Below are 24,836 nucleotides of genomic sequence, written 5' to 3'. Positions count from 1 at the left end.
GCGCCCCAGGCTCACTCGTCGCCGTCCCCGTCCTTGGCGGCGAGCCCGTGCTTGTGGAGCAGCTTGCGCAGGTAGAGCCGGGCGATGCCGGCCTCGCGCGCGGCGCGGGAGATGTTGCCGCCGCAGCGCTCGATGAGGCCCTGGAGGTAGTCGCGCTCGAAGCCCTCGATGAGCCGCTCCTTGGCCTCCTTGAAGGGCAGATCCAGCTTGGCGGCGCTCCCGCCGGAGGAGCGCTCGGCGGCGGGGATACGCGCTGGCTCCATGTCCGGCAGGGCCTCCTCGCCGAGGTTCACCACGCGCTCCACCACGTTGCGCAGCTCGCGCACGTTGCCCGGCCAGGGGTACTGGAGCAGCAATGCGCGCGTCGCTTCCGACAGGGCGCTGGCGGGACGGCCGGCGCGCTCCAGCACGGTGTCGATGAGCAGCGCGATGTCCTCGGGCCGCTCGCGCAGCGGGGGCAAGGTGACGCGCAGCACGGCGAGCCGGTGGTACAGGTCCGCGCGGAACTTCCCTTCCTGCACCGCCTTCTCCAGGTCCACGTGCGTGGCGGCCAGCACCCGCACCTCCAGGGCCCGGTAGTCATTGGCGCCCACGCGCTTCACCTGGCGCCGCTCGAGCACACGCAGCAGGCGTGGCTGAACTTCCGGCGGGAGCTCGCCCACCTCGTCCAGGAAGACGGTGCCGCCGGAGGCCCGCTCGAAGGCGCCCGCCCGGTCCGACTGCGCTCCGGTGAAGGCGCCCTTCACGTGGCCGAAGAGCTCCGACTCGATCAGGGAGGGAGCAATGCCGGCGAGGTCCACGATGACGAAGGGCCCCTTGGCGCGTGGGCCCTGGGCGTGGATGGCCTCCGCGCACAGCTCCTTGCCGGTGCCCGTCTCTCCTTGAATGAGCACGTCCGCGCCGCCCGGGGCGAGCCGCTCCAGCAGGGTGAACACCTCGCGCATCCGCCGGCTGCTGCCCACCAGCCCGCCGAATTGGGTGCGCTCGGAGGGAGGGATGACCCGCTCGCGCGAGGTCTCCGGCACCAGCTTCATCTCCGTGGCGCCCACCTTCAGCACCGCGCCCGGGCGCACCTCCAGCTCCGTGAAGCGCATGCCCTCGCAGAACGAGCCGTTGTGCGACTCCATGTCGGTGGCCCGCACGCCCGACTCGGACACGTCCAGGCGCAGGTGCTGGCGCGAGACGGCCTTGTCGTTGAGGACGATGTCGCACTCGGGCGACTTGCCCAGGCGGTACGAGCCGGGCGCCAGCAGGTGGCTCTGCCCCACCTGGGCTCCCGACAGCACGAGAAGCTTCAGCCGCAGCGGGCCGGAGCGGGCCTGCATCACGGAGACCGTGTGGTCTCCGCCCTCCTGCTCATCCTCATCCGGTGCATGTGCCACGGCGGCGCAGGCTAGCACTCCCCGGCGAGCGACCACTGGGCCTGAGCGAGGTGGTCACTCCAGTTTCCAGGTGGTCATGGGCGTTTCCAGGGGAAATGTCCGCTGTACGGAGCCAAGTGCCCGTAAACAGGCGCGAGTGTGGGTCAAAGGGGGTGAATTCAGCATGGCACGCGAGACGCAATAGGTCCGGACATCCCCGCTGCATCGAACCGGAGCCCGCCATGTCCATCGCCCCCATCTCCCAGCGCCCTGTCGCCACCGCTCCTGCTCCTGCTCCCATCGAGCAGAAGCCCGAAGAGAAGAAGAACGAGAAGGTAGCGAAGGCGGAGCAGAAGCCGGCTGAGAAGAGCAAGGACAGCTTCGAGACGGCCCCCGCGGCCAAGAAGGACATGCCGAAGCTGATGGCCACCGCGGACCTCAAGGACTTCAAGCCGCTGAGCACGGAGAAGCCGCCGCGCCAGAGCGTCTCCGGCGAGGACAAGGCCAAGCAGGAAGTGGACGTGAAGACGGTGGGCGAGCGCCGCACGGAGATCGACGACGCGCAGAAGAAGCTGCGCGAGGAGAGCACCAAGAAGGCGGACGAGCTGTTCGCCATGGCCGACGGCAAGAAGCCCGCGCCGAAGGATGCCGAGGTGAAGAAGCTCTCGGACAACGAGGTGGAGCTGGTGCGCCGCAACGAGAAGAAGGAGGTGCTCGAGCGCACGGTGGTCACCCGGGGCAAGGACGAGGCCATCACCCTGGACTCGGCGAGCTATGCGGACGGCATGAACCGCCGTGAGCGCGTGGAGACGGGCAAGGACAACCGCACCCTGGTGCAGCAGGCCGAGTGGAAGGGCGAGAAGAACGAGGCCGAGGCGCTCAAGTCCTTTGGCGACATCGAGAAGGCGCGCGACGCGGGCGTCACCTACACGCGCAACGAGGTGAAGCACAACAAGGACGGCGAGCTGGAGCTGGACGAGTTCGCGCAGGCCGATGGCTCGGTGACGGGCAGCCGGAGCGTCTTCAAGCAGCAGAAGGGCGGCAAGAGCATCGACGACAAGCTCGAGGGCCCCTTCGACTTCAAGAAGCCGGTCGACAAGGCCGAGACGTTTACCTACTCCATCCCCGCGCCAGGGAAGGACGGCAAGCAGGAGCACCCGCACTACAACCGCACCCAGTACTTCTCGCAGGACAAGGTGCAGGCGACGTCCTCGGTGGACCGCACGCTGGACGGGCACACCAAGTACGCCGGCAAGGGCGCGCACACCTTCGAGGACTACGCGAAGGTGCGGGACCAGTACGCCAAGCACGGCGGAGAGAAGTACGACGCCGACGACGGCACCAAGAAGGGCAAGTTCCCCAAGCGCTGGTTGGTGGAGGTGCAGAAGGACAACAACAGCGTCGACATGCAGACCTTCATGGAGGGCTCGCCCAAGAACTCCACCATCACCCACCGCACCCGCAACGGCAGCGAGGTGAAGGAGACCTACGAGGGCAAGGCCATCAAGCCGGGCGACAAGAAGGGGGAGCTGGGGGACGTGAAGGGCGAGGCGACGCGCAAGTACGCCCAGGACGGCTCGCTGGAGAAGATGGACGCCAAGGGCGTGGAGGCGGACGGCACGACGGTGGAGAACCACTACAACAGCAGCCGCAAGCCGACGGACAAGGGCCTGGAGCTGAAGGAGTCGCTGGAGACCAAGCGCAGCAAGGACGGCAAGACGCAGAGCGCGCTGCAGGAGAACACCTCGCTGCTCTCGGGCCAGGGCGCGCAGCTGGTGGACTCGCGCAACACGGTGACGGACGCCGAGGGGCGCAAGGCCGTGCATGAGACGAACAAGGACGGCGAGAAGATGACGCTGACGGGGCCGGGGGGGCGTGACCCGCGCGACATCTCCAACCCGGACGACCTGAAGGACGACCCGAAGGGCAAGGACCTGCTGCTGGAGTCGGGCCTGCTGGCCACGAAGACGGCGCAGGACTACGTGAAGAACGGCGGCTCCAACGCGCTGGGGCTGCTGCAGACCCTGAGCACGGACGCGAACAAGCTCCCGCTGGGGAAGGCGGCGAAGGTGCTCGGCAACGAGACGCTGCGCAACGGCCTGCAGGGAGCGAAGGGCGCGACGGGCGCGGCGGGCGGCGCGCTGGGCGTGGCGGCGGGCGGCATGCAGATGGCCGAGGGCATCCGCAACAAGAACCTGCCGGACATCTTCGCGGGCCTGACGGACGCGAGCCTGGGCGCCTATGACGTCTACGCGGGCGGCAAGTCCTTCTACGACGCCATCAAGGGCGTGTCGGACATGGCCACGTCGGCGGCGGGCGCCACGGGCAGCATGGATGACGCGGCGAAGGCGCTGGGCTCGTGGGCCAAGGCGAGCGGCGTGCCGATGGGCAAGCTGGGCGCGGCGGTGAGCTCCTCGGTGCTCAACTCGGTGCAGGGCATGGGCGGGATGGCGAAGGTGGCGGGCATCGGGGTGAAGACGATGAACACCTTGAAGGCGATGGGCGGGGTGGCCAACGTGGCGGGCGCGGTGGCGGGCACGGGGCTGGGCGTGAAGGACATCGTGGACGGGGCCAAGGCGGGGGATAAGCACCAGATCGCCAAGGGCGCGGTGGGCATCGCCGGCAGCATCGGCGGCGCGGTGGCGGCGGGTGCCATCGGTGGGCCGATCGGCATGGGCATCGGCCTGGGAGTGGGTCTGCTGACCTTCGGTATCGGGAAGATCCTCGACCTGGCGGCCGACCGCGAGCACCAGATCTCCAAGCTGAAGATCGGCTGAGGCGCTTTCCTCTCCCAGTGTGTCACGGCGTGACCGGGCTTGTTCCGATCCCGCCGGCTGCTACAAGGGCGCCTCTACTCAGTCGAGGCCCCGATGGACTTTGCCGAGCTCGCTCTTTCACCGCCGCTGCTCCAGGTCCTCGCGGAGCTGGATTTCCAGACCGTCACACCCATCCAGGCCCAGAGCATCCCCGTCTTGTTGCAGGGACGCGATCTCATCGGCCAGGCGCAGACGGGCAGAGGAAAGACCGCGGCCTTCGCGCTTCCCATCCTGCAGAAGGTCCAGCTCCAGAAGCGCCGGGTCCAGGCGATCGTGCTCTGCCCCACGCGGGAGCTCTGCGCGCAGGTCGCCGGAGAGGTGCGCCGTCTGGGCCGCAGGTTGCCCGGACTCCAAGTCCTCGTGCTCGCGGGAGGCCAGCCCATCCGGCCCCAACTGGAGGCCCTGGAGAAGGGCGCCCATATCGCCGTCGGAACCCCGGGCCGCGTGCTGGACCTGCTCCAGCGGGAAGCACTGGAGACGCGCCAGCTCGCCACCGTGGTGCTCGATGAAGCCGACCGGATGCTCGACATGGGCTTCAGCGAGGAGATGGAGCAGATCCTCCAAGGCCTCCCGACCAAGCGTCAGACTGTGCTCTTCTCGGCGACGTTCCCTCCCACCATCGAGGAGATGAGCCGCGCGTTCCAGAAGGAGCCCGTGCGCATCACGGTGGTTGAGGCGGACGCGGCCCCCGACATCCAACAGCTCGCCTACGAAGGCGCGCCCGAGGGAAAGACGGCGCTGCTGCTGCGAATCCTGCGGCACTACCAACCAGCCTCCGCCATCGTCTTCTGCAACCACAAGGCGACGGTCGTCGAGCTGACGCAGGCGCTCGTCGATGCCGGCGTGAGCGCCGAAGGACTCCAAGGCGACCTGGAGCAGAGCGAGCGCGACCGCGTCATGGCGAAGTTCCGAAACCACAGCATCCGGATCCTCATCGCCACGGACGTGGCGGGGCGAGGCATCGACGTCGAAGCCCTGGATGCAGTCATCAACTTCGAGCTGCCCTTCCAGGCCGAGCCCTACGTCCACCGCATCGGCCGTACGGGACGCGCGGGCAGAAGAGGTCTGGCCATTTCCCTCGTCGGCCCGCGAGACGAGCGCAAGATCGAAGCCATCGAGCAAGCCACTGGCGTCAAGCTGGAGCGCGCCAGCGTGGAGGCGCTGCCCCCGGCGGACGCAAAGGGCGGAGTGCCGCTCCAGTCCGAGTGGGAGACGCTCTACATCTCCTCCGGGCGCAAGGACAAGATGCGCCCAGGAGACATCCTCGGTGCCCTGACGGGAGAGGCCGGCGGGCTGAGCGCCTCCGACGTCGGCAAGATCGAGATCCAGGATCACCTGTCCTACGTCGCCGTCTCCAAGCGAATCGTGCGCGTGGCGCTCCAGCGCCTGCGCGACGGCCGCATCAAGGGCCGCAAGCACCGCATCGAGTGGGTCAAGTAGACGTCATCGATCTTGATCCAGATAGGCGATGAACCGGCCGTAGAAGGCACCCTGCGCGCGTGCCAGGGCCTGAGTGAAGGCGATGATTCGCTGACGCTCCTGCTCCTCGGGAAGAGCAGCGGTCTTCCAGAGGTCTCGCTGAAGAATCCTGCCGGACTTGCCCTGGACCAGCGCGCGCACGAGCAGCGCGGTCTCCTGAACATCCACCTTAAAGGCCACGCAGTCCTCGAGCTCGGGGCGTGGCGCGGCCTCTGCTTCACCCAGCAATTCGAGCGGGAAGGGCTGCGCGGGCTGCTGGCTGGGCTCTACCTCCATGTACCCGAGTTGGATGAGCGCCCAGGTGTCCGTGTCGGGAAGCGCGACGTGGATCTCTCCCCGAGGAGGCTCGGGAGGATCCTTCACGATGAGGATGCGCTTGATGAGGTCCTTGTGAGCGCAGGCCAGAGCACCGATCGCGCTCCATGCCTGAAGCCGCGTCTCGCTCCAGTTCTTGGGAGGGCTCGAGACGTTGCCACAATGACTGAGGAGATCGATCCGCGAGACCTCGGTGAGCACCTTGTACATGGCCAGCATGATACGCACGGAGCCCGGGAGCGAAGACAGGGTCAGACGTTTCATGCATCATGTTCGGTCCGCTCGTCAGCGTAGCGGGCGGGTTGTCTCTCCCTACCCCCAAAGGAGTGGCTGTTCATGCGAATCCCCTGGCGCACACGCTTTCTCGGACCCCTGTTGTGTACCCTCGCCGTTGGCTGCGGCTCCCTCGAGGAGGGCGAGCCCTTGCCAGAGGTGGAGCCGCTGGGTGAGTCCAAGGCCCCGGTCGTCTACGGCACCGACAACCGCACGGACGTGTACGCCCACGCGGACGCCACGCTGCGCATCCGGGCCCAGCAGTCCACCGTGGCGCTCATGCGCCCCGGCGTGCTCAACACCTCCAGCTCCAGCAACGTCACCTTCAGCGCGCAGACGCTGGGCGCGTACTACAACCTGTGTACCACCGAGCGCTTCCGGGACGACCTGACGCCGGCCTTCTGCTCGGGCACGCTGATCGACGATGACCTGGTGCTCACCGCCGGTCACTGCATCACCAGCGCTTCGGACTGCTCCAACACGCGGTTCGTCTTCAACTTCTACCGCACGGCTTCCGGGACGATGCAGACGGTCACCACCGCCGACGTCTTCTCGTGCCAGAGCATCGTCGCGCGCGCGCAGGGCACGGTGAACGGGCAGAACCTGGACTACGCCGTCGTCCGGCTGGACCGGGCGGCCGCGCCGCGCTTCACCCCGGCGCCGGTGCGCCCGGGTAACAGCGCCATGGCGGCGGGGCAGCCGGTGGCCGTCATCGGCTCGGGCAGCGGCATTCCATACAAGATCGACTCGGGCGGCTCGGTGCGCGACGCGCGCGCGGGCACGCTGGACTACTTCGTGGCCAGCACGGACACCTTCGGCGGCAACTCGGGCTCGGGCGTGTACGAGCTGAGTGACTACACGGTGGCGGGCATCCTCGTGCGCGGCGAGACGGACTACGTCTCCAACGGCAGCTGCCGCGTGGTGAACGTGTGTACCGAGACGGGCTGCCGCGGCGAGGACATCACCTACGTGCGCCCCGCCATCAACGCCTACTGCCAGGTGGCGGGCAGCATGCGGCTGTGCGGAACCTCCGAGCCGCCGCCGCCTCCTCCTCCGCCGGAGAATGGCCTCAACTACACCGCGACCAACACCGACAGTGCGCAGCAGAACACCGTCAACCAGGTGCTGGCCCTCACGGCGGGCCAGAAGATCACCCTGGGCACCTGCGGGGTGACGGGCAGCGCGTTCACCGGGGACACCTACCTGCGCCTGTTCGGCCCGGGTGGCACCGAGGTGGCCGGCAATGACGACGCGTGCGGTGGCCGGGGTTCGAGCCTGAGCTTCACCGTGCCGGCGGGCGGGAGCGGCAACTACGAGGTTCGCGCCGGCTGCTACTCCAGCGGCAGCTGCACGGGCACCGTGGTGTGGGAGATCGTCACGGGCACGCCGCCCTCGGGGGGCTCGTACACCTTCAGCGCGAGCAACACCTCCGGCGCCACCAAGAACACGGTGAACAAGGATGTGGCGATCAGCGCCGGTCAGGCCATCACCCTGGGCACCTGCGGAGTGACGGGCAGCGCGTTCAGCGGCGACACCTACCTGCGCCTGTTCGGCCCGGGTGGTACCGAGGTGGCTTCCAATGACGACGCGTGCAGCGGCGCGGGCTCGAACCTCGGGTACACCGCCACGACGAGCGGCACGTACCAGATCCGTGCCGGCTGCTACTCCAACAAGAGCTGCAGCGGCACCGTGGCCTGGATGCTCCAGTAAGGCCTGAGCGGGAGCGGGCGGTGGGCTTCCTCCGCTCGCTTCCAGCTGTGCCCGGTTAGCGGAAGGTGCCTCGGACGAGATCGAGCACGAAGGCGGTACCCGGGGCATTCGCCGTGCCCACCTCGAGCCGCACCTCGCGCTGAGTCCTCGGGAAGGTGAACGACACCGTGCGGCTGCGGACGGTGCCCGTGGAGGTGTTCTCGAAGGAAGTCTCCGGCGCGAGCAGCTGGCCCGAGCCGTCCTTCAGACGCAGCACCGCCTTATGGCACCCGGGCCCCGAGGCGCCTCGATTCTTCAGGGTGACGTCCACGGACAGGCGTGAGCGCGGCGCCTCGAGGGTTCCTCCGCCCTCCGCCTGGAGTTCGACCTGCTCGACCTCGGCGGTGCTTGGCTGAGGGCCACACGCGGCGGTGTCTCCCAGGGAGACCTCGCGGCCCATCGCCACGCGCACATCCTTGGGCAACAGGAAGGGCCGGCTCTGCGACGCGGGGCGTAGGGTGATGACCTCGGCCACCTCCTCGGGGGGCACGGAGCTCGAGCGGGACGCGGGCTTCGGACGCGAAGCGGGAGGTATCTCCGGCGTCGTGGGAGTCGGAGGCGTCGTGGGCGTCGCCTCCAGGACGGGCGGCGGCGGGGGCAGCTCGACCTTGGGAGGCAACGTGCGCGCCGGAGGAGGAGGCGGCGGCATGGGAGGCTCCGAGTCGAACATCAATGCCGTCATTGCTCCGGTGACCGTCAGGGCGGCCGCCGCGAGTGCCACCAGGATTAGCTGTCTCTGCGAGGAAGGGGGGCGCGTGGAGACGGGCACTGGACGCTTCTGCTCGAGCGCGTCGAGCGCCTCCAGAGCGGCCCGGGCGGAGGGGAAGCGCTGGCTTCGTTCCCGCTCGGTGAGGCGCGCCAGGAAGGCCTTCATGCCCGCGGAGGCGTTGACCGCTTCCTCGAAAGCGATCTCCATGCCCGAGCGGAGCAGCGCGTCGGGAGACTTGCGGGACAGCAGGTGGATGAGCGTGGCTCCCAGCGCATACAGGTCACTGGTCTCGTCCACGGTGCCACCGAGCTGTTCGGGCGGCATGTAGCCGAACGTTCCCACCAGCGTGGAGCGGTGCGTGGCCCCTCGGACCAGGTCTCGCGCCGAGCCGAAGTCGACCAGGGCCAGCTCACCATCCGGCCGCCGCATGAGGTTGGCGGGCTTCAGGTCTCGGTGGATGACCTGGGGCGAGAGGTCGTGGAGGTAGACGAGGACCTCGAGCACCTGCCGGGCGATGCGGCGCACCTCCGGCTCCGAGAAGCGGTGCTGCTCCAGCTCCTCGAGCAGGGAGTGGCCCTCGACGAACTCCTGAGCGAGATAGAGGCGGGTGTGGACACCGCTACCCTCGCGGAAGCTGGCCAGCAGGCGGGGAATGCGCGGGTGCTTCAACTGACGGAGGAACTCCGCCTCTCGCTCGAAGCCCTCGAGCCGCTCGGCGTCCGGGACGAGAGCGAAGAGCAGCTCCTTGAGCGCCACCCGCCGCCCCTCCCGCTCGGCGAGGAACAAGCGGGAGTGTGGACCTTGCGCCAGCTGCCGGAGGATGCGGAAACCTCCGGGAGAGACCGGCGCTCCACAGGACTCGCACCGTGGGCCCTGGAGCGGGCTCGTGCAGGCGGCGCAGGTCTGCCCCTCCTGCGGGGGCGGGCTCGATCGGGTGTGCTCTCTCATACCGGGTTCAGCCTATCCTGTTCCCGAGACCGGCCCCAGGTCGCACGCCGGGAGGAGGAGCCATGCGGAAGCTCGGGTGGATCAAGGCCATGCTCGGCATCATGCTCGGCGTCATGCTCGGCGCGGTACACGGGACGGCTTGGGCGGCCGACTGCGAGTGGAAGCCTCCGAAAGAGCCGCCGACCTTCTCCCTGGTGGCATGGCGCGGCGCCGAGCTCTCCTTCTCGGCGGACCCGAAGTGGTTCAATTGCGCGAAGAAGGCGGGAGGGGAGCTGGCCGCGCAGTTCATCGTGAGCGGCGAGAACGAGAAGCGCATCGTGCCCGCGCGTCGTCCCATCACCAGCTTCAGCGCGCGGGAGATGCTGTCACTCAAGGACATCTGCGCGCAGGGGCCGGGGCCCAAGACGGTGCAGGTCACGCTGGTGGGCAAGGGACAACTGGCGCGGCTCGACTTCACCTCCGAGCCCGCGCAGCACTACTGCCCGCGCTGCGAGCTTGGCCGCGGGATCGAGTCGTTCGTGCTCCACACCGACCAGGCGATGACGCCGAAGGGCATGTACACCTTCGAGGCGACGGTGAACGAGTCCTGGCACAAGTGCGCGCGAGAGGGCTCGACGCTCGAGCTGTGGCTGTACGCGGCGCCGACCCGGCTGGAGGCCGAGCAGCTGAAGGAGCCGACGCACAAGATCGCGGGCCTGGAGCACTCCCCCCGGATCAAGAAGTCCTTCGCGCGCACGCCCATCTGCGAGGGTGGGGTGCAGTGGCTCGGCTACGAGCTGCGCGGCACGGGCGAGCTGCAGCTGGCGCACGAGGGGCGCGGGGTAATCGAGGCGCGCTGCACCCGCTGATGGGCGCTCGGGCCTGAGCGGCCCCTCCTTGCCACGCGTGTCGGCTGTGCCTATAACGCCGGCAATCCTGCCACCCAGCGCCTCGATGGCGGCACGTTCAGTGCCGTAGGGCGTTTGGCGTGGTGCGCCCTGGCGACAGCTCCCACGTCGACCCCCGTCGCTGGGAGTTGATGCGCATGAACATCAGGAGCTTCTGCCGAACCCACTTCAAGCACTTCAACGCAGCGGCGCTCGTCGACGCGGCTGACGGCTACCTCCGGCACGTGGATTCCGGCGGAAAGATGCTCGTCACGCTGGCGGGCGCGATGAGCACGGCGGAGCTGGGCATTTCGCTCGCGGAGATGATCCGGCGCGAGAGGGTTCACGCCATCTGCTGCACCGGCGCGAATCTGGAGGAGGACCTCTTCAACCTCGTCGCGCACGAGTTCTATGAGCGAGTGCCCCACTACCGCGATCTCACGCCGAAGGATGAGCAAGCGTTGCTCAAGCGGCACATGAACCGGGTGACCGATACCTGCATCCCGGAGATGGAGGCCATGCGCCGCATCGAGACCGCGGTCCTCGAGGAGTGGGTGGCGGCTGACCGGAGTGGACGCCGCCACTTCCCCCATGAGTTCCTCTACCGCGTGCTACGCGGGGGCCAACTGGCTGGCAGCTACCAGATTGATCCCAAGCACAGCTGGCTCCTCGCGGCCTGTGAGAGGAACCTGCCCATCTGGGTGCCGGGCTGGGAGGACTCCACGCTTGGCAACATGTACGCGGGCCACTGCATTGCCGGAGACGTGCAGAACGTCCACACCGTCCGTACCGGGATCGAGTACATGGCCACTCTCGCTGTCTGGTACACGGAGACCTCGGCCCAGAGCCCCATTGGCTTCTTCCAGATCGGCGGCGGTATCGCCGGGGACTTCCCCATCTGCGTGGTGCCCATGCTGCATCAAGATCTCAGGATCGCGGACGTGCCGCTCTGGGCGTACTTCTGCCAGATCAGCGACTCGACGACGAGCTACGGCTCGTACTCGGGCGCGGTGCCGAACGAGAAGATCACCTGGGGCAAGCTGGGCATCGACACTCCGAAGTTCGTCGTGGAGAGCGACGCGTCCATCGTTGCACCGCTCATCTTCGCCTACGTCCTCGATCAGTGAGGCGGCTCACCGGGCACGGCTCAGAGCCACGAAGAGGCAGCCTCCCAGCCCCACCACGCCCCGATGCACACGGAAAGGGCGCCCGCCGCGCCGAGTACGAGCGCGCGCGCGGAGCCCTGGCCGACGAGGCGGCGAAGGGGCAAGCCCGCGAGCCCGGTGAGCACCGCCATGCCACCTACGGAGCCCAGCCCAAAGGCCACGATGTAGAGCAAACGCGCCGTGGCCGTTGGCAGGTCGGCCAGCACCAGTGCCGTGAGGGCACCGCTGCCCGCCAGACCATGCATGAGGCCCACGAACAGTGGGCGGCGGGCGAGCGCCCAGCGGCCCACGTGGATGTGCTCGGCATGTCCCGCGTGCGTGTGCCTCGTGCTGCCGTGCTGGTGGGTCGTCGCCATTCCGCGCGTGCCCTCCCGCACAGCTTGAACGAGGGCACGCGTGCCGAGCCCTACCACCATGACCGCTACCGCGAACTCCAGGATGCTCGCCACCTGTTCCGGCATCTCGGTGCGCAGTACCGCGAGAGACCCGCCCACCAACAGAAGCGCGAGGCTGTGGCCCACTCCCCACACCGCGCCAAGCAACAGGCTCTCCCGGAAGGGACGCGCCTTCTCTACCGTGAGGGTTGAGACGGCGGCGAGGTGGTCGGGCTCCAGCGCATGGCGCATGCCCAACGTGAGTCCCAGCAAACAACCGCCCAGTAGTGCCAACATGTGCTTTCGCCTCGCCCAAGGCCCAGAGGGAGACTCCCGCGGGGCAGGCCACGCACCTGACGGGAGGCGCGCTCTACGGTCCGACAGGGAAGTGGCGGACCGCCATCAAGACGCCAGGTGGCTGGGGGCAGTGCCTACTGGTAACGCATGGGGAGTGTCAACGGCCAGGCACCTGGGTAGAACTCCCCTCATTTCTTCTCTCGGAGCCGTCCATGACCTGCTGTACCCGCTTCCTTGCCGTCCTCGTGCTGATGGCTGTCTCCAGCTGTGCGGGAGTCCAGCATGATCCCTCTCCCGAGCGCGAGGCGCTGTCCCGCGTTGCCGCCGTTCATGGAGGAGCAGGTCCCTGGGTCGTCGCCGGCTACCGAATGGGCGTGCATGCGCTCCAGGAACTCGGGCTATCCGCTGGCAACTTCAACCTGGAGGTCGTGCATCACAGCCCCACGCAAGTGCAGTACGCCTGTGTCGCCGACGGTGCGGCGGCAGCCACGGGCGCCAGTCTCGGCAAGCTCAACCTCTCTCGCGTAGACACCACGAGCCCAGACGGCGTCTTCACTACCTTCCGAGACCGCACCACGGGGAAGACGGTCACGCTCAAGCCCGCCGCCCGTTTCACCGAGCGCTATCTGAATGTTCCGCGCGAGCGCCTGGCGGAAGCGGGCCGCGAGGTGCTGACGCTGCCTGCCGCCGAAGTGTTCGAGGTGGTCACGGCACAGTAGAGGGAGAGTAAGCCGGCTCCCGTTCGCTGCGCTGGCGTGCCTGCCTGGAGCCTGGTGGCGCTCGTGACAGATGGCCCCCATCCTGAGCGATCTGTTCGGGCGGCGCGCTCGTGCCTATCAAAAAGGTACGGACGGAGGGCGCATGGCCATGGACGTGACAAGGACACCGAAGAGCGGGCCCTCGGTGAGCGAAGCCCCTGGGGTTCTCTTGAGCACCCAGGAGGAGGCTCCCTCGCATGTCGTCTGGCTCGAAGCGCTCTCCTGTGAGGACACCCCCATCGCGGGAGGGAAGGGCGCCAACCTGGGCGAGCTGACCCAGGCCGGTCTGCCCGTCCCTCGGGGCTTCGTCATCACCGCCGCTGCCTTCCATGCCTCCCTGGAGTCCATCCGCGCGAAGCTGACGAGCCTCTGGCGGCGCATCGACCCAGACGCGCCGGAGTCGCTCGCTACCTTGTCCGAAGAGCTGAAGCAGCTCGTGCGCAAGGTCGAGCTGCCGGCCCCGGTGCGCACGGCGCTGCTGTCCGCCTACCGCAAGCTGGGCAAGGAACGCGCGGTCGCCGTCCGCTCGTCCGCCACCTCGGAGGACACCGCCAACACCTCCTTCGCGGGGATGCACGAGACGTTCACCAACGTCGCCGGAGAAGAAGCGGTGCTCGACCGGGTGCGCGAGTGCTGGAGCTCCGCCTACGGCCAGCGCGTGCTGGCCTACCGCAAGAGCCAGGGACTCTCCGAGGAGCCCACCCTCGCGGTGGTGGTGCAGGAGATGGTGGACTCGGCGCGCTCGGGGGTGCTGTTCACCGTGGACCCGTCCAGTGGCAATCGGGAGCGCCTCATCATCGAGGGCGCGTTCGGGCTCGGGGAGGTCGTCGTCGGCGGGCAGGTGGAGCCGGACACGTACGTGGTGGACAAGGAGCACATGCGGGTGCTCGAGGTCCGCGTGGGGCACAAGGACTTCAAGATCGTCCGCGAGGGCCACGGCCAGGAGCGCCGCATCGAGCTGGCGCCCGAGGAGGCCAGGCACCGGGTGCTGAAGGACGAGGAGGTGCTGGAGCTGGCCCGGCTCGGCATGCGCGTGGAGCAGCACTACGGCTCGCCACAGGACGTGGAGTGGGCCGAGGAGGGCGGGCGCCTGTTCCTCGTCCAGTCGCGCCCCATCACCACGCTGACGGAGCCGGTGAAGCCGGAGGCGCCGAAGACGGAGGGGAAGGCGAAGGCGCTCGTCACGGGCCTGGGAGCCTCGCCGGGCATCGTGTCCGGCCGGGTGCGCGTGCTGCACAAGCCGGAGGAGGGCAAGCAACTGCGCCAGGGCGAGGTGCTCGTGGCGCCGATGACTTCGCCGGACTGGGTACCCACCCTGCGCCGCGCCATCGCCATCGTCACCGATAGCGGAGGCATGACGTGCCACGCCGCCATCGTCAGCCGGGAGTTGCGCATCCCCTGTGTGGTGGGCACGCGCGTGGCCACGCGCGTGTTGCGCGACGGCGAGGAGGTGACGGTGGACGGAGCCACGGGCCAGGTGCGCCTCGGGCTGGAGGCGCCGACCGTCATCGCCCGACCCGGGAAGGTCTCGGCGCAGGGCGCTCCGGCTCTGGAGGCGAGGCCCGGGGAGCCCGAGCCGCTCGCCACCCGCATCTACGTGAACCTGGCCCTGCCCGGGCAGGCGAAGGAGGTGGCGGCGCTGCCGGTGGACGGAGTGGGGCTGCTGCGCGCCGAGTTCATGCTCACCGATGCGCTCGGAGGCGTACACCCCAAGCGGCTGCTGGCCCTGGGACGGCGGAAGGAGTTCGCGGACAAGCTGGCGGACTCGTTGCTGGAGATCACCCGTGCGTTCCGTCCGCGTCCGGTCGTCTACCGAACCACGGACTTCCGCACCAACGAGTTCCGCGGGCTGGAAGGCGGCGCCGAGTTCGAGCCCACCGAGGCCAACCCGATGATCGGCTACCGAGGCTGCTACCGGTACATCCGCGAGCCGGAGGTCTTCCAGCTCGAGTTGGAGGTGCTCGCCCGGGTCCGCGAGGAGACGCCCAACCTGCACGTGATGATCCCCTTCGTCCGCACGAAGTGGGAGCTGGAGGCGTGCCTGGAGGCCATCGAGCAGAGCCCGCTGGGACGGCAGCGAGGGCTGGAGCGCTGGGTGATGGCGGAGGTGCCCTCGGTCGTCTACCGCATCCCCGAGTACGCGCGCCTGGGCATCAGCGGCGTGTCCATTGGCTCCAATGACCTGACGCAGCTCATGCTGGGCGTGGATCGCGACTCGGAGGTGTGCGCGGAGCTGTTCGACGAGTCGGACGCGGCGGTGCTGGACGCCATCATCCACATCATCCGGGCGAGCCACGAGGCGGGCATCACCTGCTCCTTGTGTGGCCAGGCCCCCTCCAATCGCCCCGAGTTCGCCGAGCACCTGGTGCGCGCGGGCATCACCTCCATCTCCGTGGATCCCGGCGCGGTGGGAGCCGCGCGGCGGGTGATCGCGGCGGCGGAGCGGCGCCTGCTGCTGGAGGCCGCCCGGAGGCACTGAGCCCGTCCCACCGGAGCTGCGTTCAAGGTAGCGCGGGAGACAGGCGCCTCCTGGGTGCGGGCGTCCACGTCGGACTGCCAGCGGAGCAGCATCATCGACGGTCGCCTGGAGGGCAGCCAGGGGAGCGGGTCGTTCCCGCGTGCATCTGGCGTTAGCCATGAAGAACTCATCACAACCAGCAGAAGGAGGTGGTCGGACGTGGAAGGCTTCATCAGCACGCCCCCTCACTCCCCGCAGATCGAGGCGTTGGAGACCCGCATCCTCCTGGTGGACGACCACCCTCCGAACCTGCTTGCCCTGGAGGCAATCCTGGAGCCCCTCGGGCAGCGTCTCGTCAAGGCCACCTCGGGCCGTGAAGCGCTGCGTTATTTATTGACCGAGGACTTCGCCGTCATCCTCCTGGACGTGCAAATGCCGGACCTGGATGGCTTCGAGACGGCGCACCTCATCCGCCAACGCAAGCGCACGCGCTACACCCCCATCATCTTCCTCACCGCTCACAGCCGCGAGGAGACGGATCAGGTCCACGGCTACGAGCACGGCGCGGCCGACTACGTGGTGAAGCCCTTCAACCCGGACGTGCTGCGCTGGAAGGTCGAGGTCTTCGTGATGCTCAACCTTCAACAGCAGCAGCTCCAGCGCCAGGAGGCCGCGCTGTGGATGCTGGAGCGAGAGGTGCTCGCCCGCCGCAGCGAGCACCGCTTCCGCACCCTGGTGGACGCGCTGCCGCTGTTCGTGTGGGCGATGCTGCCGGACGGGGCCATCACCTATACCAACCGCTGCTGGCTGGACTACGCGGGCCTGGAGCCCGCACAGGGGCGCGACTGGGAGGCGATCGAGTCCGTCTTCCACCCGGAGGACCTGTCGCGCGCGCGGGCCGCGTGGGCCGAGGCGCACCGCACCGAACGCGGCACCGAGGTGGAGTACCGCCTGCGCCGCAGCCACGACGGCGCCTATCGCTGGTTCCAGGGCCGCATGCTCCCCGAGCGGGACGAGCGGAGCGCGTTGACGGGGTGGGTCATCACCGCGACGGACATCGACGACAGCCAACGCGCCATCGAGTCGCTGCGGGCCACCAGCGAGGCCAAGGACGTCTTCCTCACCATGGCGGCGCACGAGCTGCGCACGCCCCTGCAGGCGGCGCGGGGCTTCGTCCACCTGGCGCGGCTCAAGAGCGGCACCGGAATGAGCCCGGGGGTGGATCGCGCGCTCCAGGGCCTGGCGCGCAGCGTGGACCGGATGGCGAAGCTGGTGGAGAACCTGCTGGACGTGGGCCGGCTCCAGCGCGGAGACATGGAGCTGCAGACGCGCCTGGTGGATCTGCACGCGCTGCTGCTCGAGGTGGCCGAGCACATCCAGCCGCTCGCCGAGCACTCGCGGCGCATCGAGATCCTCGCGCCCGAGGGGCTGGTGCTGGCCGGAGACCCGGAGCGCTTGGATCAGGTGTTCACCAACCTGCTGTCCAACGCCCTGCGCTACTCACCCGAGGGCGGCACCATCGTCGTGAACGCGCGAGAGGAAGCGGGGCAGATCCACATCACGGTGAAGGATCACGGCCTGGGGATTCCCCCGGACAAGCTGCGGCACATCTTCGAGTGCTTCGGCCGGGCCCACGGCACGGCATACGGAGGCCTGGGGCTGGGGCTCACCATCGTCCGCGGCATCGTCGAGCGCCACGGCGGGCGCATCTGGGCGGAGTCCAACGGGCGCTCGGGCGAGGGCAGCATCTTCCACGTCGTGCTACCGCGAGAGCCGCGCCTGCCCGCGTAAAAAAACGCCGCGCAATCGGCAGGGGGAGTGACCGATTGCGCGGCGAGGATCCGGCGGTATTTGACGCCGACGGATGTACAAGGAGCAGAATACCGAAAACGGGGCCGTCTTAGAAAGCCCGTATTACTCAGCCCGCCTTCTTTTCACGGGAGCGCGCCTTGGCGTGAGCCTTGTCGAAACCCTCGTAGAAGCGCAGGGCCTGCTCACCCACGGCCTGGATGTGCTGGTTGTTGAGGTAGGCGGTGACGGGCGCGGCCACCAGGGGCATGGCGCGGCCCAGCGTGGGCAGGCCGCCCTTGACCAGGAGCTTCGCGGCCAGGCCCCCGAGCACCTTGGGGCTGGAGCGCTGCATCGGGCCCAGGCCGTTGGCGTAGCCGAACAGATCCAGCAGCTCGCCCCGGGCGCGGGCGCTCTTGAGGTTCACCTTGTAGAGCGTGGCCACGTCCACCAGGAGGATGATCTGCAGCCACGACATGAAGACCAGATCCGCGGGCACGGAGATGAGGCCGAACACGCCGCTGACGCCGCCCACCATGCCGGCCATGGCCTTCTTGCCGTCGATGAGGTGCTGGGCCAGCTCCTTGGGGCCGGCGGAGGGGTAGCGCTTCTCGAGGTCGGTGATGCGCACGCGCGAGCGGCCGAGCTCCTGCAGCACCACATCGGACAGCTTCGCGCCGGCCAGCTTCTTCAGCTCGGCGGGGGACAGCATCTTCAATGCGGCGAAGCGCTCGACGAATGAATCGTAGAAAGCCATGGTCTCTTAATAACCCCGCTCGGCCAGATAGAGGTCCACCAGCGCCCCCTCCTCGTACCAGGCGTGGCGCATCTCCGCGTTGAACCAGCGGGAGTCCGGCCGGGTGCCGCGGATCTCCAGCTTCACGCGGTTGTTGCCAGTGTCGACGACGGCCGCGCGCGCCTTGCAGGCCGGGCCGGGCTCGTCTCCGAAGCCGCCCTCGATGCAGACCTCGTCGCCCACGGCCAGGCGCCGGGTGTACTCGGTGCCCAGGTAGCGCGCGTCGTCACAGCCCGGGCGAGCGGCGCTCTTGCCATGGGCGGAGCAGCGGTCCACCTGGGGCGCCTTGTAGACGGGGACGTTGGAGCCGAAGACGGGGTCCTCGTCATGCGGGTCGGGCTTGGTCTCGATGGAAGAGCACCCCACCAGCGCGAGCATCAACCCCCCAGCCACCCACATCCGACTCATCGTGTCGTGCCTCCGGGGCCAGGAGCCCCCCGCCAATGAACTGAACGCCCCGAGCATGGCAGAGGGCGCGTCGGGGGGCAAAGCGCGCCCCCGGGGGCTCACTTCCGGAACTGGACGAGCTGGCCGAGGTTGAGCGGCAGGCTCTGGGCGCCGGAGGTGACGCGGCCGTTGAGGCTGAGCTGGGCGTTGCCGGAGCGCAGCGCGCTGGCGGCGGAGGCGGCGCGGGCGAAGTTGATCTGCAGGGGCAGGGTGATCTGACGGGTGCCGCGGCCATCGAGCATGCCGAGGTCCCCGGTGGACAGGGTGCCCACGCTGGCGCCCGCCACCTTGAGGTCTCCGGCGATGCCGGCGACGGGCAGGGGGAAGCTGTTGCGGTTGGTGACGGTGAGGGGGAACTCCACGGTGGCGCCGCTCAGGGAGATGTTGGCGATGCGGGGCGCCTCGAACTGGACGTTGGGAACCTTGGGGATCTCGAAGGTGCCCTCGCGCTCCAGGGGGAAGGAGAGGACGCCGATGGGGGTGTCGATGCCCACGCTGCCCTGGACCTTGAAGGCGGCGGCGTCCTTGGTGAGGAACGTCTCCACCACGGGGACGATGTCGGCGAAGCGCACGTTGGCGGGGAAGACGAGCTCGCTGCTGTCGCGCGCCTTGAGCTGGATGCCCTTGCGAGGCGCGCCGGCCACCACCTGCTTGCCCTCGACGAAGAAGGCGTAGTCCACCTTGGCCAGGGACAGGCCGAAGGTGTTGGGGTTGTCCACCTGGTAGACGACATCCACGGTGGCGTCCGAGAGAGAGGCGCTCGACAGGCGCGCCGTCTTGAAGGTGACGCGGGGCTTCTTGAAGAGCTGCTTGAGCGTGGCGCAGCCGGTGAGGACGACGAGGGACAGGGCCAGCAGGACGAAGAGCGGTCGTTTCATCATCATGCCGTAGGGCTTAGCATGGGAGACGAGGCCCTGAGGATAGAGGCAGCGGGTGCGCTGGGAGTCCCAGGGTGGTAAGTCCGGGCGCGTAAGAACGACGGAGGCTGCGCGTGGCCGGCGAAACCCTCAACTCTCATCCCCGACCTCTCCCAGGGGGCGAGGGGGCCTGGCGGCTCGCCGCGCTCGTGGTGGCCGTGGGGCTGCTCGTGGTGGCCTGTCGCCGGAGCGGCGAGACCCAGTCCGAGCGGAAGCTGCCCCTGTCGCCCTGTCGGGTCGAGGGCATCGAGTACCAGGCTCTGTGCGGCACGCTGGAGGTGTTCGAGGACCGGGCGGCGAAGCAGGGGCGAAAGATTGGTCTGCGGGTGGTGGTGGTGCCGGCGCTGGCGGCCACGCCGGAGCCGGATCCGCTGGTGCTGCTGGCGGGAGGGCCGGGGCAGGCGGCCTCGGAGGCGCCGGTGCTGAAGATGGTGGACCGCATCCACCGCAACCGGGACATCGTGCTGGTGGACCAGCGGGGCACGGGCGGCTCCCATCCGCTGAAGTGCAACCCGGATCCGCCCGATGCGGGGTTCGCGGCGAAGTTCGATGACGCGTTCCGCGAGGAGGACTTCCGCAAGTGCGTGAAGGGCTATGACGCGGATCCGCGCCTGTACACCACGCCCATCGCCATGGAGGACCTGGACGAGGTGCGGGAGGCGCTGGGGTACTCGAAGCTGAACCTGTGGGGCATCTCGTACGGGACGCGGGCGGCGCTGGTGTACATGCGCCAGTACCCGGAGCGGGTGCGCACGGCAACGCTGGATGGCGTGGCGCCGCTGAGCCTGTACCTGCCGCTGACCATGCCGCGGGATGCCCAGCGTGCGCTGGACCTGCTCTTCGAGCATTGTGAGAAGGACGCGGCGTGTTCCAAGGCCTTCCCGGAGCTGCGCGCGCGGGTGAAGGCGATGCTGGACCGGATGGAGCAGGAGCCGGTGCGGGTGACGGTGAAGGATCCGCTCACGGGCGTGCCGGAGGAGATCACCCTGAGCCGGCGTGTGTTCCTGCAGATGTTGTTCGGCCAGCTGTACTCGCCCGAGGTGGCGATGCTGGTGCCGCTGATGCTGGATCGGGCGACGCAGGGGGACTGGGCGCCGTTCGTGGCGCTGAGCCAGGGCGTGTCGGGAGGACTGAGCGACACGGTGAGCCACGGGATGTTCTTCTCGGTGGTGTGTACGGAGGACGCGCCCTTCATCACGGACGAGGCGATCGACCGTGAGGCGTCGGGCACGTGGCTGGGGCCGCAGATGGTGCGCAACATGCTCGAGCCGTGCCGGGTGTGGCCGAAGGGGACGGTGCCGGAGAAGTACCGGGAGCCGGTCACCTCGAAGGCGCCCGTGCTGCTGTTGTCGGGAGAGCTGGATCCGGTGACGCCGCCCGCCTGGGGGGATGAGGCGAAGAAGACGCTGCCCAACAGCTTGCACGTGGTGGTGCCCGGGGTGGGGCACAACACGATGGGGCTGGGCTGCATCCAGTCGTTGATGGCCGACTTCGTGAAGCAGGGCAGCGTGGAGGGGCTGAAGTCCGAGTGTGGCCCGGAGCTGACGCGCCCGCCGTTCTTCACCTCGTTCGCCGGTCCGGTGCCGTGAGGGGAACTTCCCATGATTGAAGTGCGCAACCTGCACAAGCGCTTCGGCAAGGTGACGGCGGTGGAGGACGTGTCCTTCTCCGCCGCCGATGGCGTCGTCACCGGCCTGCTAGGCCCCAACGGCGCCGGCAAGACGACCACCCTGCGCATGCTCTACACGCTCATCCGCCCGGACCGGGGCACCGCCAGCATTGACGGCATCGACGTGGCCCAGCGCCCCATGGATGTGCGCCGCGCCATCGGCGTGCTGCCGGATGCGCGCGGCCTCTACCCGCGCCTCACCGCCCGCGAGCACGCGCGCTACGCCGGAGAGCTCCACGGCCTGTCCGGCGCCGCGCTGGAGAAGCGCGTGGACGAGCTGGTGGAGCTGCTGGACATGAAGGACATCGCCAACCGGCGCACCGAGGGCTTCAGCCAGGGCGAGCGCATGAAGGTGGCCCTGGCGCGCGCCTTGGTCCACGGGCCGCGTAACGTGCTGCTGGACGAGCCCACCAACGGCCTGGACGTCATGAGCACTCGCGCCGTGCGCACCCTCATCCGCCGGCTCAAGACCCAGGGGCACTGCGTGCTCTTCTCCAGCCACGTCATGCAGGAGGTGGCGGCGCTGTGTGACCGCATTGTCGTCGTGGCCCGAGGGCGCGTGGTGGCCGAGGGCACGCCGGACGAGCTGCGCGCCCGCACCGGCAAGGAGAACCTCGAGGAAGCCTTCGTGTCCGTCATCGGCACTGATCAGGGGTTGATGCAATGAGGAGGCTCATCGCCACCGTCTTCCGCAAGGAGATGAAGGACCACCTGCGAGATCGGCGCTCGGTGCTGAGCGCGCTGGCCGGCCCGCTCATCGGCCCGCTGGTCTTCGCGGTGATGTTCACGCTGATGGCCTCCTGGTTCCGCGAGGGCAAGCCGCTGGAGGTGCCGGTGGTGGGCCGCGAGCACGCCCCCAGCCTCATGGCCTTCCTCCAGCGCCACGGGGCCACCCTCACCGAGCCGCCCGCCGACTACGAGGCCCTCATCCAGGCCGGCAAGTTGGACGTGGTGCTCATCATCCCCCCGGACTACGGCAAGGACTTCAGCTCGGGGCACACCGCCTCGGTGCAGATGGTGGTGGACAACTCGCGCAACCAGGCGCGCTCCACCGTGCGGCGCCTGCAGAACCTGCTGGGAGGCTACTCGGGCATGCTGGCCAGCCAGCGGCTCTGGGCCCGGGGCGTGTCCCCGGAACTGGCCAGCCCCGTGCGCGTGGACGAGGTCGACCTGGCCACGCCCGAGCGCATGGCCGCCAACGTCCTCAACATGATTCCCCTGTTCCTCGTCTTCGCCGCCTTCATGGGCGGGATGAACGTGGCCATCGACGCCATGGCCGGAGAGCGCGAGCGCGGCTCGCTGGAGCCCCTGCTCATCAACCCCGTGCAGCGCGGCGCGGTGGTCGTGGGCAAGTGGCTCACCACCGTGGTGCTCGCCTGCGTGGCGGTGGGCGTGTGCATGGCGGCTTTCCTCGTTGTCGTCCACCGCGTGCCTCTGCAGGACCTGGGCGTGAAGGCTCGCTTCGACTCGGTGGCGGTGCTGGGAATGATTGCCGCCGTGGTGCCGCTCACCTTCTTCGCCTCGGCGGGGCAGATGCTGGTGTCTACCTATGCGCGGTCCTTCAAGGAGGCGCAGACATACCTGCAACTGTTGCTCTTGCTGCCCATGATGCCGGGCATGGTGCTGGCCCTGTCTCCAGTGCAAAGCCAGCCATGGATGTTCACCATCCCCGTCTTCAGCCAGCAATTGCTGGTGGGAGAGGTGATGCGAGGCCAGCCCGTCGGAGTGCTGCCCTTCCTCCTGGGAGCGCTGGGCTGCGCGGTCGCGGCGGCCCTCTGCCTGGCCCTCACCACGCGGTTGCTCGCCGAGGAGCGCATCATCTTCGGTCGCTCCTGAGCGTGACGCACCGCGTCCAGACGGCGCTGCGACTCCGAGTGCGGGCAAGGACTTCCGTTTCTCAGTGGATGGTGTGAGTCTTTGGCGCATGCGGCCATCCCTGACGCCAGTCCCCCTGGGCGTCGAACCCATGACGCGCTCCATCCTCTTCGAGGGCCTGTTCGTTCACGGGCTGCCGCGCAACGAGGCTTTCGAGGCGGAATTGCGCCAGGCGGGCTTCGACCGGGGCGACTTGCTGCCGCAGTACCCGCTGCGGCTGTTCCGGCAGTGCATGGACATCGCCTGTCGCCACTTCTACCCGGGGCTCCCCGTCGAGGAGGGCCGGCGGAAGCTGGGCCACCACTTCGTGCAAGGCTTCACCCGCACGGTGCTGGGCGGAGCGGTGGCGGTGGGCATGCCGCTCATCGGCCCGGTGCGCTTCCTCAAGAAGTTCCCGGAGCACCTGCGCTTCGACACCTCGCCCATCCTCGTCCAGGCGGTGGAGGTGGGCGAGCGCAGCTTCCGCATGGAGTTCCGCACGGGCGTGGGCCTGTCGCCCCACTTCCTCCGGGGGATGCTGGAGGAGGGCCTGAGGATGACGCGCGTCAACCCCACGCTCCGGGTGGTGCGCCACTCGCCTATCAGTTTCGATCTGCACATCACCTGGTAGTTCCAGGTACCGCTGTGTTTGGGAGCGTGCCCTCCCAGGTCGTGGCCGTGGCGTGCGCGAGGCCAACCCTTCACAATGGGCGGCCATGACGCCCGAGAGAGAACTGCCCCTGCCTCCCGTACCGAACTCCGTGGCCACGAGCCAGGGCGAGCCGCGCTTCGGCAGGTACCAGGGCGAGCTGCGAGAGGTGGACCTGGGGCGGCTCAAGGGCCGCTGGGCGCCGGCGATGGCGGCGCGTCTGCTCAAGCGCAAGCGCTGGCTCTACACCTTCGCCGCCACCCCCGAGGTGGCCGCCTTCTTCGCGGTGGTGGACCTGAGCTACACCTCGAGCGCCTTCGCGGTGGCGGTGGACCTGAAGGAGCGGCGGCCGCTGTGCGACGTCAGCTTCCTGGGCGCGCCGGGGCCGCAGGCGGAGGTGGGGGACAAGCCGGGCGCGGGGCTCTCCGCCTCCTTCCGCACGTTGGGAGGCCGGCTGTCGGCGCGGCGCGGCGAGGATGACGAGCGCTTCCAGCTCGAGGTGGACGTCAGCCGCCTGCGCACGGGCAGCCTCCAGTCCTTCCAGTGGCGCGGCGAGCTGTTGGTGGCGGGCGGGCCGCCCGCGCTCACGTTGATCGCGCCCGTGGATGGGGACGGGCTGGTGAACGTGACGCAGAAGCGCAGCGGCCTGCTGGCGCTGGGCAGCCTGGAGGTGGGTGGCCGGCACTTCCGGTTGGATGGCGGAGTGGGCGGGCAGGACTACACGCAGGGCTACTTGTCGCGGCACACCGCGTGGCGCTGGGCGTTCGCCGCGGGTCGCCTGGCGGACGGCACCCCTATCGGCTTCAACTTCGCGGAAGGGTTCAACGAGGGCGGGGGGGACAACGAGAACACGCTGTGGGTGGGAGACCGGATCTACCCGCTGGCGCGCGCGCGCTTCGAGTACGACCGCAACGAGCTGTTGGATCCGTGGCGGGTGACGACGGTGGATGGGGCGGTGGACCTGCACTTCAAGCCCATCTATGTCCACCGCGAGGAGAAGGACCTGAGACTGGTGGTGAGTCACTTCGCGCAGCCGGTGGGGCTCTTCGAGGGCACGGTGCGTGCGGGAGGCCGGACGTACCACCTGTCCAACGTGCCCGGCGTCACCGAGGACCAGGACATGGTGTGGTGAGCCTCGGGAGGCGCC

Annotated in this window: 20 protein-coding genes; 13 read left to right on the top strand and 7 right to left on the bottom strand. The window is 68.8% G+C overall.

The annotated features are described in order from the left end of the window. Positions 1-11: 11 nt before the first annotated feature. A complete protein-coding gene (locus SYV04_RS38195) occupies positions 12-1,325 on the bottom strand; it encodes a sigma 54-interacting transcriptional regulator (RefSeq protein WP_321551102.1) in 1,314 nt (437 codons plus the stop codon). A gap of 278 nt (positions 1,326-1,603) precedes the next feature. Between SYV04_RS38195 and SYV04_RS38190 the strand changes: the two genes are divergently transcribed. Both SYV04_RS38190 and dbpA read left to right on the top strand, forming a co-directional pair. After that, positions 1,604-4,138 carry a hypothetical protein gene (locus SYV04_RS38190; RefSeq protein ID WP_321550994.1) on the top strand — a complete coding sequence of 845 codons (2,535 nt, stop codon included), beginning with the start codon at positions 1,604-1,606 and terminating at the stop codon, positions 4,136-4,138. A 93-nt stretch (positions 4,139-4,231) separates the two neighbouring features. Beyond that, the gene (dbpA, locus tag SYV04_RS38185; protein WP_321550993.1) at positions 4,232-5,617 is read left to right on the top strand and encodes an ATP-dependent RNA helicase DbpA; all 1,386 of its coding nucleotides are present in this window, start codon (positions 4,232-4,234) and stop codon (positions 5,615-5,617) included. A gap of 3 nt (positions 5,618-5,620) precedes the next feature. On the opposite strand, the gene SYV04_RS38180 is transcribed toward dbpA, so the two are convergent. Next, the gene (locus SYV04_RS38180; RefSeq protein WP_321550992.1) at positions 5,621-6,235 is read right to left on the bottom strand and encodes a hypothetical protein; all 615 of its coding nucleotides are present in this window, start codon (positions 6,233-6,235) and stop codon (positions 5,621-5,623) included. Positions 6,236-6,307: 72 nt separating this feature from the next. Here SYV04_RS38180 and SYV04_RS38175 point away from each other — a divergent pair, with 72 nt between their 5' ends. Beyond that, a complete protein-coding gene (locus SYV04_RS38175) occupies positions 6,308-7,954 on the top strand; it encodes a trypsin-like serine peptidase (RefSeq protein ID WP_321550991.1) in 1,647 nt (548 codons plus the stop codon). Positions 7,955-8,009: 55 nt separating this feature from the next. On the opposite strand, the gene SYV04_RS38170 is transcribed toward SYV04_RS38175, so the two are convergent. Next, positions 8,010-9,650: a serine/threonine protein kinase gene (locus tag SYV04_RS38170; protein ID WP_321550990.1), complete on the bottom strand. Its 1,641-nt coding sequence runs from the start codon at positions 9,648-9,650 to the stop codon at positions 8,010-8,012. Positions 9,651-9,712: 62 nt separating this feature from the next. On the opposite strand from SYV04_RS38170, the gene SYV04_RS38165 reads away from it, so the two are divergent. Together SYV04_RS38165 and SYV04_RS38160 are read left to right on the top strand one after the other, a co-directional pair. Further along, positions 9,713-10,498 carry a hypothetical protein gene (locus tag SYV04_RS38165; protein ID WP_321550989.1) on the top strand — a complete coding sequence of 262 codons (786 nt, stop codon included), beginning with the start codon at positions 9,713-9,715 and terminating at the stop codon, positions 10,496-10,498. A 170-nt stretch (positions 10,499-10,668) separates the two neighbouring features. Continuing rightward, a complete protein-coding gene (locus SYV04_RS38160) occupies positions 10,669-11,643 on the top strand; it encodes a deoxyhypusine synthase family protein (RefSeq protein WP_422724016.1) in 975 nt (324 codons plus the stop codon). A 20-nt stretch (positions 11,644-11,663) separates the two neighbouring features. Here the strand turns inward: SYV04_RS38160 and SYV04_RS38155 are convergent, their stop codons facing one another. Then, on the bottom strand, positions 11,664-12,353 hold the full coding sequence (locus tag SYV04_RS38155; RefSeq protein WP_321550987.1) for a HoxN/HupN/NixA family nickel/cobalt transporter: 690 nt from the start codon (positions 12,351-12,353) through the stop codon (positions 11,664-11,666). Between the two features lie 212 nt (positions 12,354-12,565). On the opposite strand from SYV04_RS38155, the gene SYV04_RS38150 reads away from it, so the two are divergent. From SYV04_RS38150 to SYV04_RS38140, 3 genes are all read left to right on the top strand, one after another. After that, positions 12,566-13,072 (top strand): FmdE family protein, encoded by a 507-nt coding sequence (locus tag SYV04_RS38150; RefSeq protein ID WP_321550986.1) that lies wholly within the window; start codon positions 12,566-12,568, stop codon positions 13,070-13,072. A 148-nt stretch (positions 13,073-13,220) separates the two neighbouring features. Further along, positions 13,221-15,590, top strand: a complete 2,370-nt coding sequence (gene ppsA / locus SYV04_RS38145; RefSeq protein ID WP_422724015.1) for a phosphoenolpyruvate synthase — start codon at positions 13,221-13,223, stop codon at positions 15,588-15,590. 198 nt (positions 15,591-15,788) lie between these two features. Beyond that, on the top strand, positions 15,789-17,360 hold the full coding sequence (locus SYV04_RS38140) for a sensor histidine kinase (protein WP_321550984.1): 1,572 nt from the start codon (positions 15,789-15,791) through the stop codon (positions 17,358-17,360). A 127-nt stretch (positions 17,361-17,487) separates the two neighbouring features. On the opposite strand, the gene SYV04_RS38135 is transcribed toward SYV04_RS38140, so the two are convergent. From SYV04_RS38135 to SYV04_RS38125, 3 genes are all read right to left on the bottom strand, one after another. Beyond that, positions 17,488-18,114 carry a hypothetical protein gene (locus SYV04_RS38135; RefSeq protein WP_321550983.1) on the bottom strand — a complete coding sequence of 209 codons (627 nt, stop codon included), beginning with the start codon at positions 18,112-18,114 and terminating at the stop codon, positions 17,488-17,490. Positions 18,115-18,120: 6 nt separating this feature from the next. Beyond that, on the bottom strand, positions 18,121-18,561 hold the full coding sequence (locus SYV04_RS38130) for a hypothetical protein (protein ID WP_321550982.1): 441 nt from the start codon (positions 18,559-18,561) through the stop codon (positions 18,121-18,123). Between the two features lie 98 nt (positions 18,562-18,659). Further along, on the bottom strand, positions 18,660-19,481 hold the full coding sequence (locus SYV04_RS38125; protein ID WP_321551101.1) for an LEA/WHy family protein: 822 nt from the start codon (positions 19,479-19,481) through the stop codon (positions 18,660-18,662). A gap of 110 nt (positions 19,482-19,591) precedes the next feature. Between SYV04_RS38125 and SYV04_RS38120 the strand changes: the two genes are divergently transcribed. The 5 genes from SYV04_RS38120 to SYV04_RS38100 all read left to right on the top strand — a co-directional run bounded on the left by SYV04_RS38120 (position 19,592) and on the right by SYV04_RS38100 (position 24,821). Beyond that, positions 19,592-21,106, top strand: a complete 1,515-nt coding sequence (locus tag SYV04_RS38120; protein ID WP_321550981.1) for an alpha/beta hydrolase — start codon at positions 19,592-19,594, stop codon at positions 21,104-21,106. A 12-nt stretch (positions 21,107-21,118) separates the two neighbouring features. After that, positions 21,119-21,853 carry an ABC transporter ATP-binding protein gene (locus SYV04_RS38115; protein WP_321550980.1) on the top strand — a complete coding sequence of 245 codons (735 nt, stop codon included), beginning with the start codon at positions 21,119-21,121 and terminating at the stop codon, positions 21,851-21,853. Beyond that, positions 21,850-23,022 carry an ABC transporter permease gene (locus SYV04_RS38110; protein ID WP_321550979.1) on the top strand — a complete coding sequence of 391 codons (1,173 nt, stop codon included), beginning with the start codon at positions 21,850-21,852 and terminating at the stop codon, positions 23,020-23,022. Before SYV04_RS38115 ends, SYV04_RS38110 begins: the two co-directional genes overlap by 4 nt. Positions 23,023-23,110: 88 nt before the next feature. Further along, on the top strand, positions 23,111-23,671 hold the full coding sequence (locus tag SYV04_RS38105; protein ID WP_321550978.1) for a DUF2378 family protein: 561 nt from the start codon (positions 23,111-23,113) through the stop codon (positions 23,669-23,671). Between the two features lie 85 nt (positions 23,672-23,756). Continuing rightward, entirely contained in the window at positions 23,757-24,821 is a 1,065-nt protein-coding gene (locus SYV04_RS38100) for a DUF2804 domain-containing protein (RefSeq protein WP_321550977.1), read from the top strand. The last annotated feature ends 15 nt before the right edge of the window (positions 24,822-24,836 follow it).

The sequence above is a fragment of the Hyalangium ruber genome (genome assembly GCF_034259325.1).
Classification (GTDB): domain Bacteria; phylum Myxococcota; class Myxococcia; order Myxococcales; family Myxococcaceae; genus Hyalangium_A; species Hyalangium_A rubrum.
The sequence above is the reverse complement of the archived record's forward strand: the minus strand, read 5'-3'. Positions and strand labels throughout refer to the sequence as shown.

Bases quoted from the DNA above. Each gene is read 5' to 3' on its own strand.
- SYV04_RS38105 (WP_321550978.1), top strand. From the start codon at position 23,111: ATGCGGCCATCCCTGACGCCAGTCCCCCTGGGCGTCGAACCCATGACG.
- SYV04_RS38175 (WP_321550991.1), top strand. From the start codon at position 6,308: ATGCGAATCCCCTGGCGCACACGCTTTCTCGGACCCCTGTTGTGTACC.
- SYV04_RS38190 (WP_321550994.1), top strand. From the start codon at position 1,604: ATGTCCATCGCCCCCATCTCCCAGCGCCCTGTCGCCACCGCTCCTGCT.
- SYV04_RS38115 (WP_321550980.1), top strand. From the start codon at position 21,119: ATGATTGAAGTGCGCAACCTGCACAAGCGCTTCGGCAAGGTGACGGCG.
- ppsA (WP_422724015.1), top strand. From the start codon at position 13,221: ATGGACGTGACAAGGACACCGAAGAGCGGGCCCTCGGTGAGCGAAGCC.
- SYV04_RS38180 (WP_321550992.1), bottom strand. From the start codon at position 6,235: ATGAAACGTCTGACCCTGTCTTCGCTCCCGGGCTCCGTGCGTATCATG.
- SYV04_RS38160 (WP_422724016.1), top strand. From the start codon at position 10,669: ATGCGCATGAACATCAGGAGCTTCTGCCGAACCCACTTCAAGCACTTC.
- SYV04_RS38130 (WP_321550982.1), bottom strand. From the start codon at position 18,561: ATGAGTCGGATGTGGGTGGCTGGGGGGTTGATGCTCGCGCTGGTGGGG.
- SYV04_RS38125 (WP_321551101.1), bottom strand. From the start codon at position 19,481: ATGATGAAACGACCGCTCTTCGTCCTGCTGGCCCTGTCCCTCGTCGTC.
- dbpA (WP_321550993.1), top strand. From the start codon at position 4,232: ATGGACTTTGCCGAGCTCGCTCTTTCACCGCCGCTGCTCCAGGTCCTC.
- SYV04_RS38195 (WP_321551102.1), bottom strand. From the start codon at position 1,325: ATGCAGGCCCGCTCCGGCCCGCTGCGGCTGAAGCTTCTCGTGCTGTCG.
- SYV04_RS38110 (WP_321550979.1), top strand. From the start codon at position 21,850: ATGAGGAGGCTCATCGCCACCGTCTTCCGCAAGGAGATGAAGGACCAC.
- SYV04_RS38165 (WP_321550989.1), top strand. From the start codon at position 9,713: ATGCGGAAGCTCGGGTGGATCAAGGCCATGCTCGGCATCATGCTCGGC.
- SYV04_RS38150 (WP_321550986.1), top strand. From the start codon at position 12,566: ATGACCTGCTGTACCCGCTTCCTTGCCGTCCTCGTGCTGATGGCTGTC.
- SYV04_RS38135 (WP_321550983.1), bottom strand. From the start codon at position 18,114: ATGGCTTTCTACGATTCATTCGTCGAGCGCTTCGCCGCATTGAAGATG.
- SYV04_RS38170 (WP_321550990.1), bottom strand. From the start codon at position 9,650: ATGAGAGAGCACACCCGATCGAGCCCGCCCCCGCAGGAGGGGCAGACC.
- SYV04_RS38100 (WP_321550977.1), top strand. From the start codon at position 23,757: ATGACGCCCGAGAGAGAACTGCCCCTGCCTCCCGTACCGAACTCCGTG.
- SYV04_RS38155 (WP_321550987.1), bottom strand. From the start codon at position 12,353: ATGTTGGCACTACTGGGCGGTTGTTTGCTGGGACTCACGTTGGGCATG.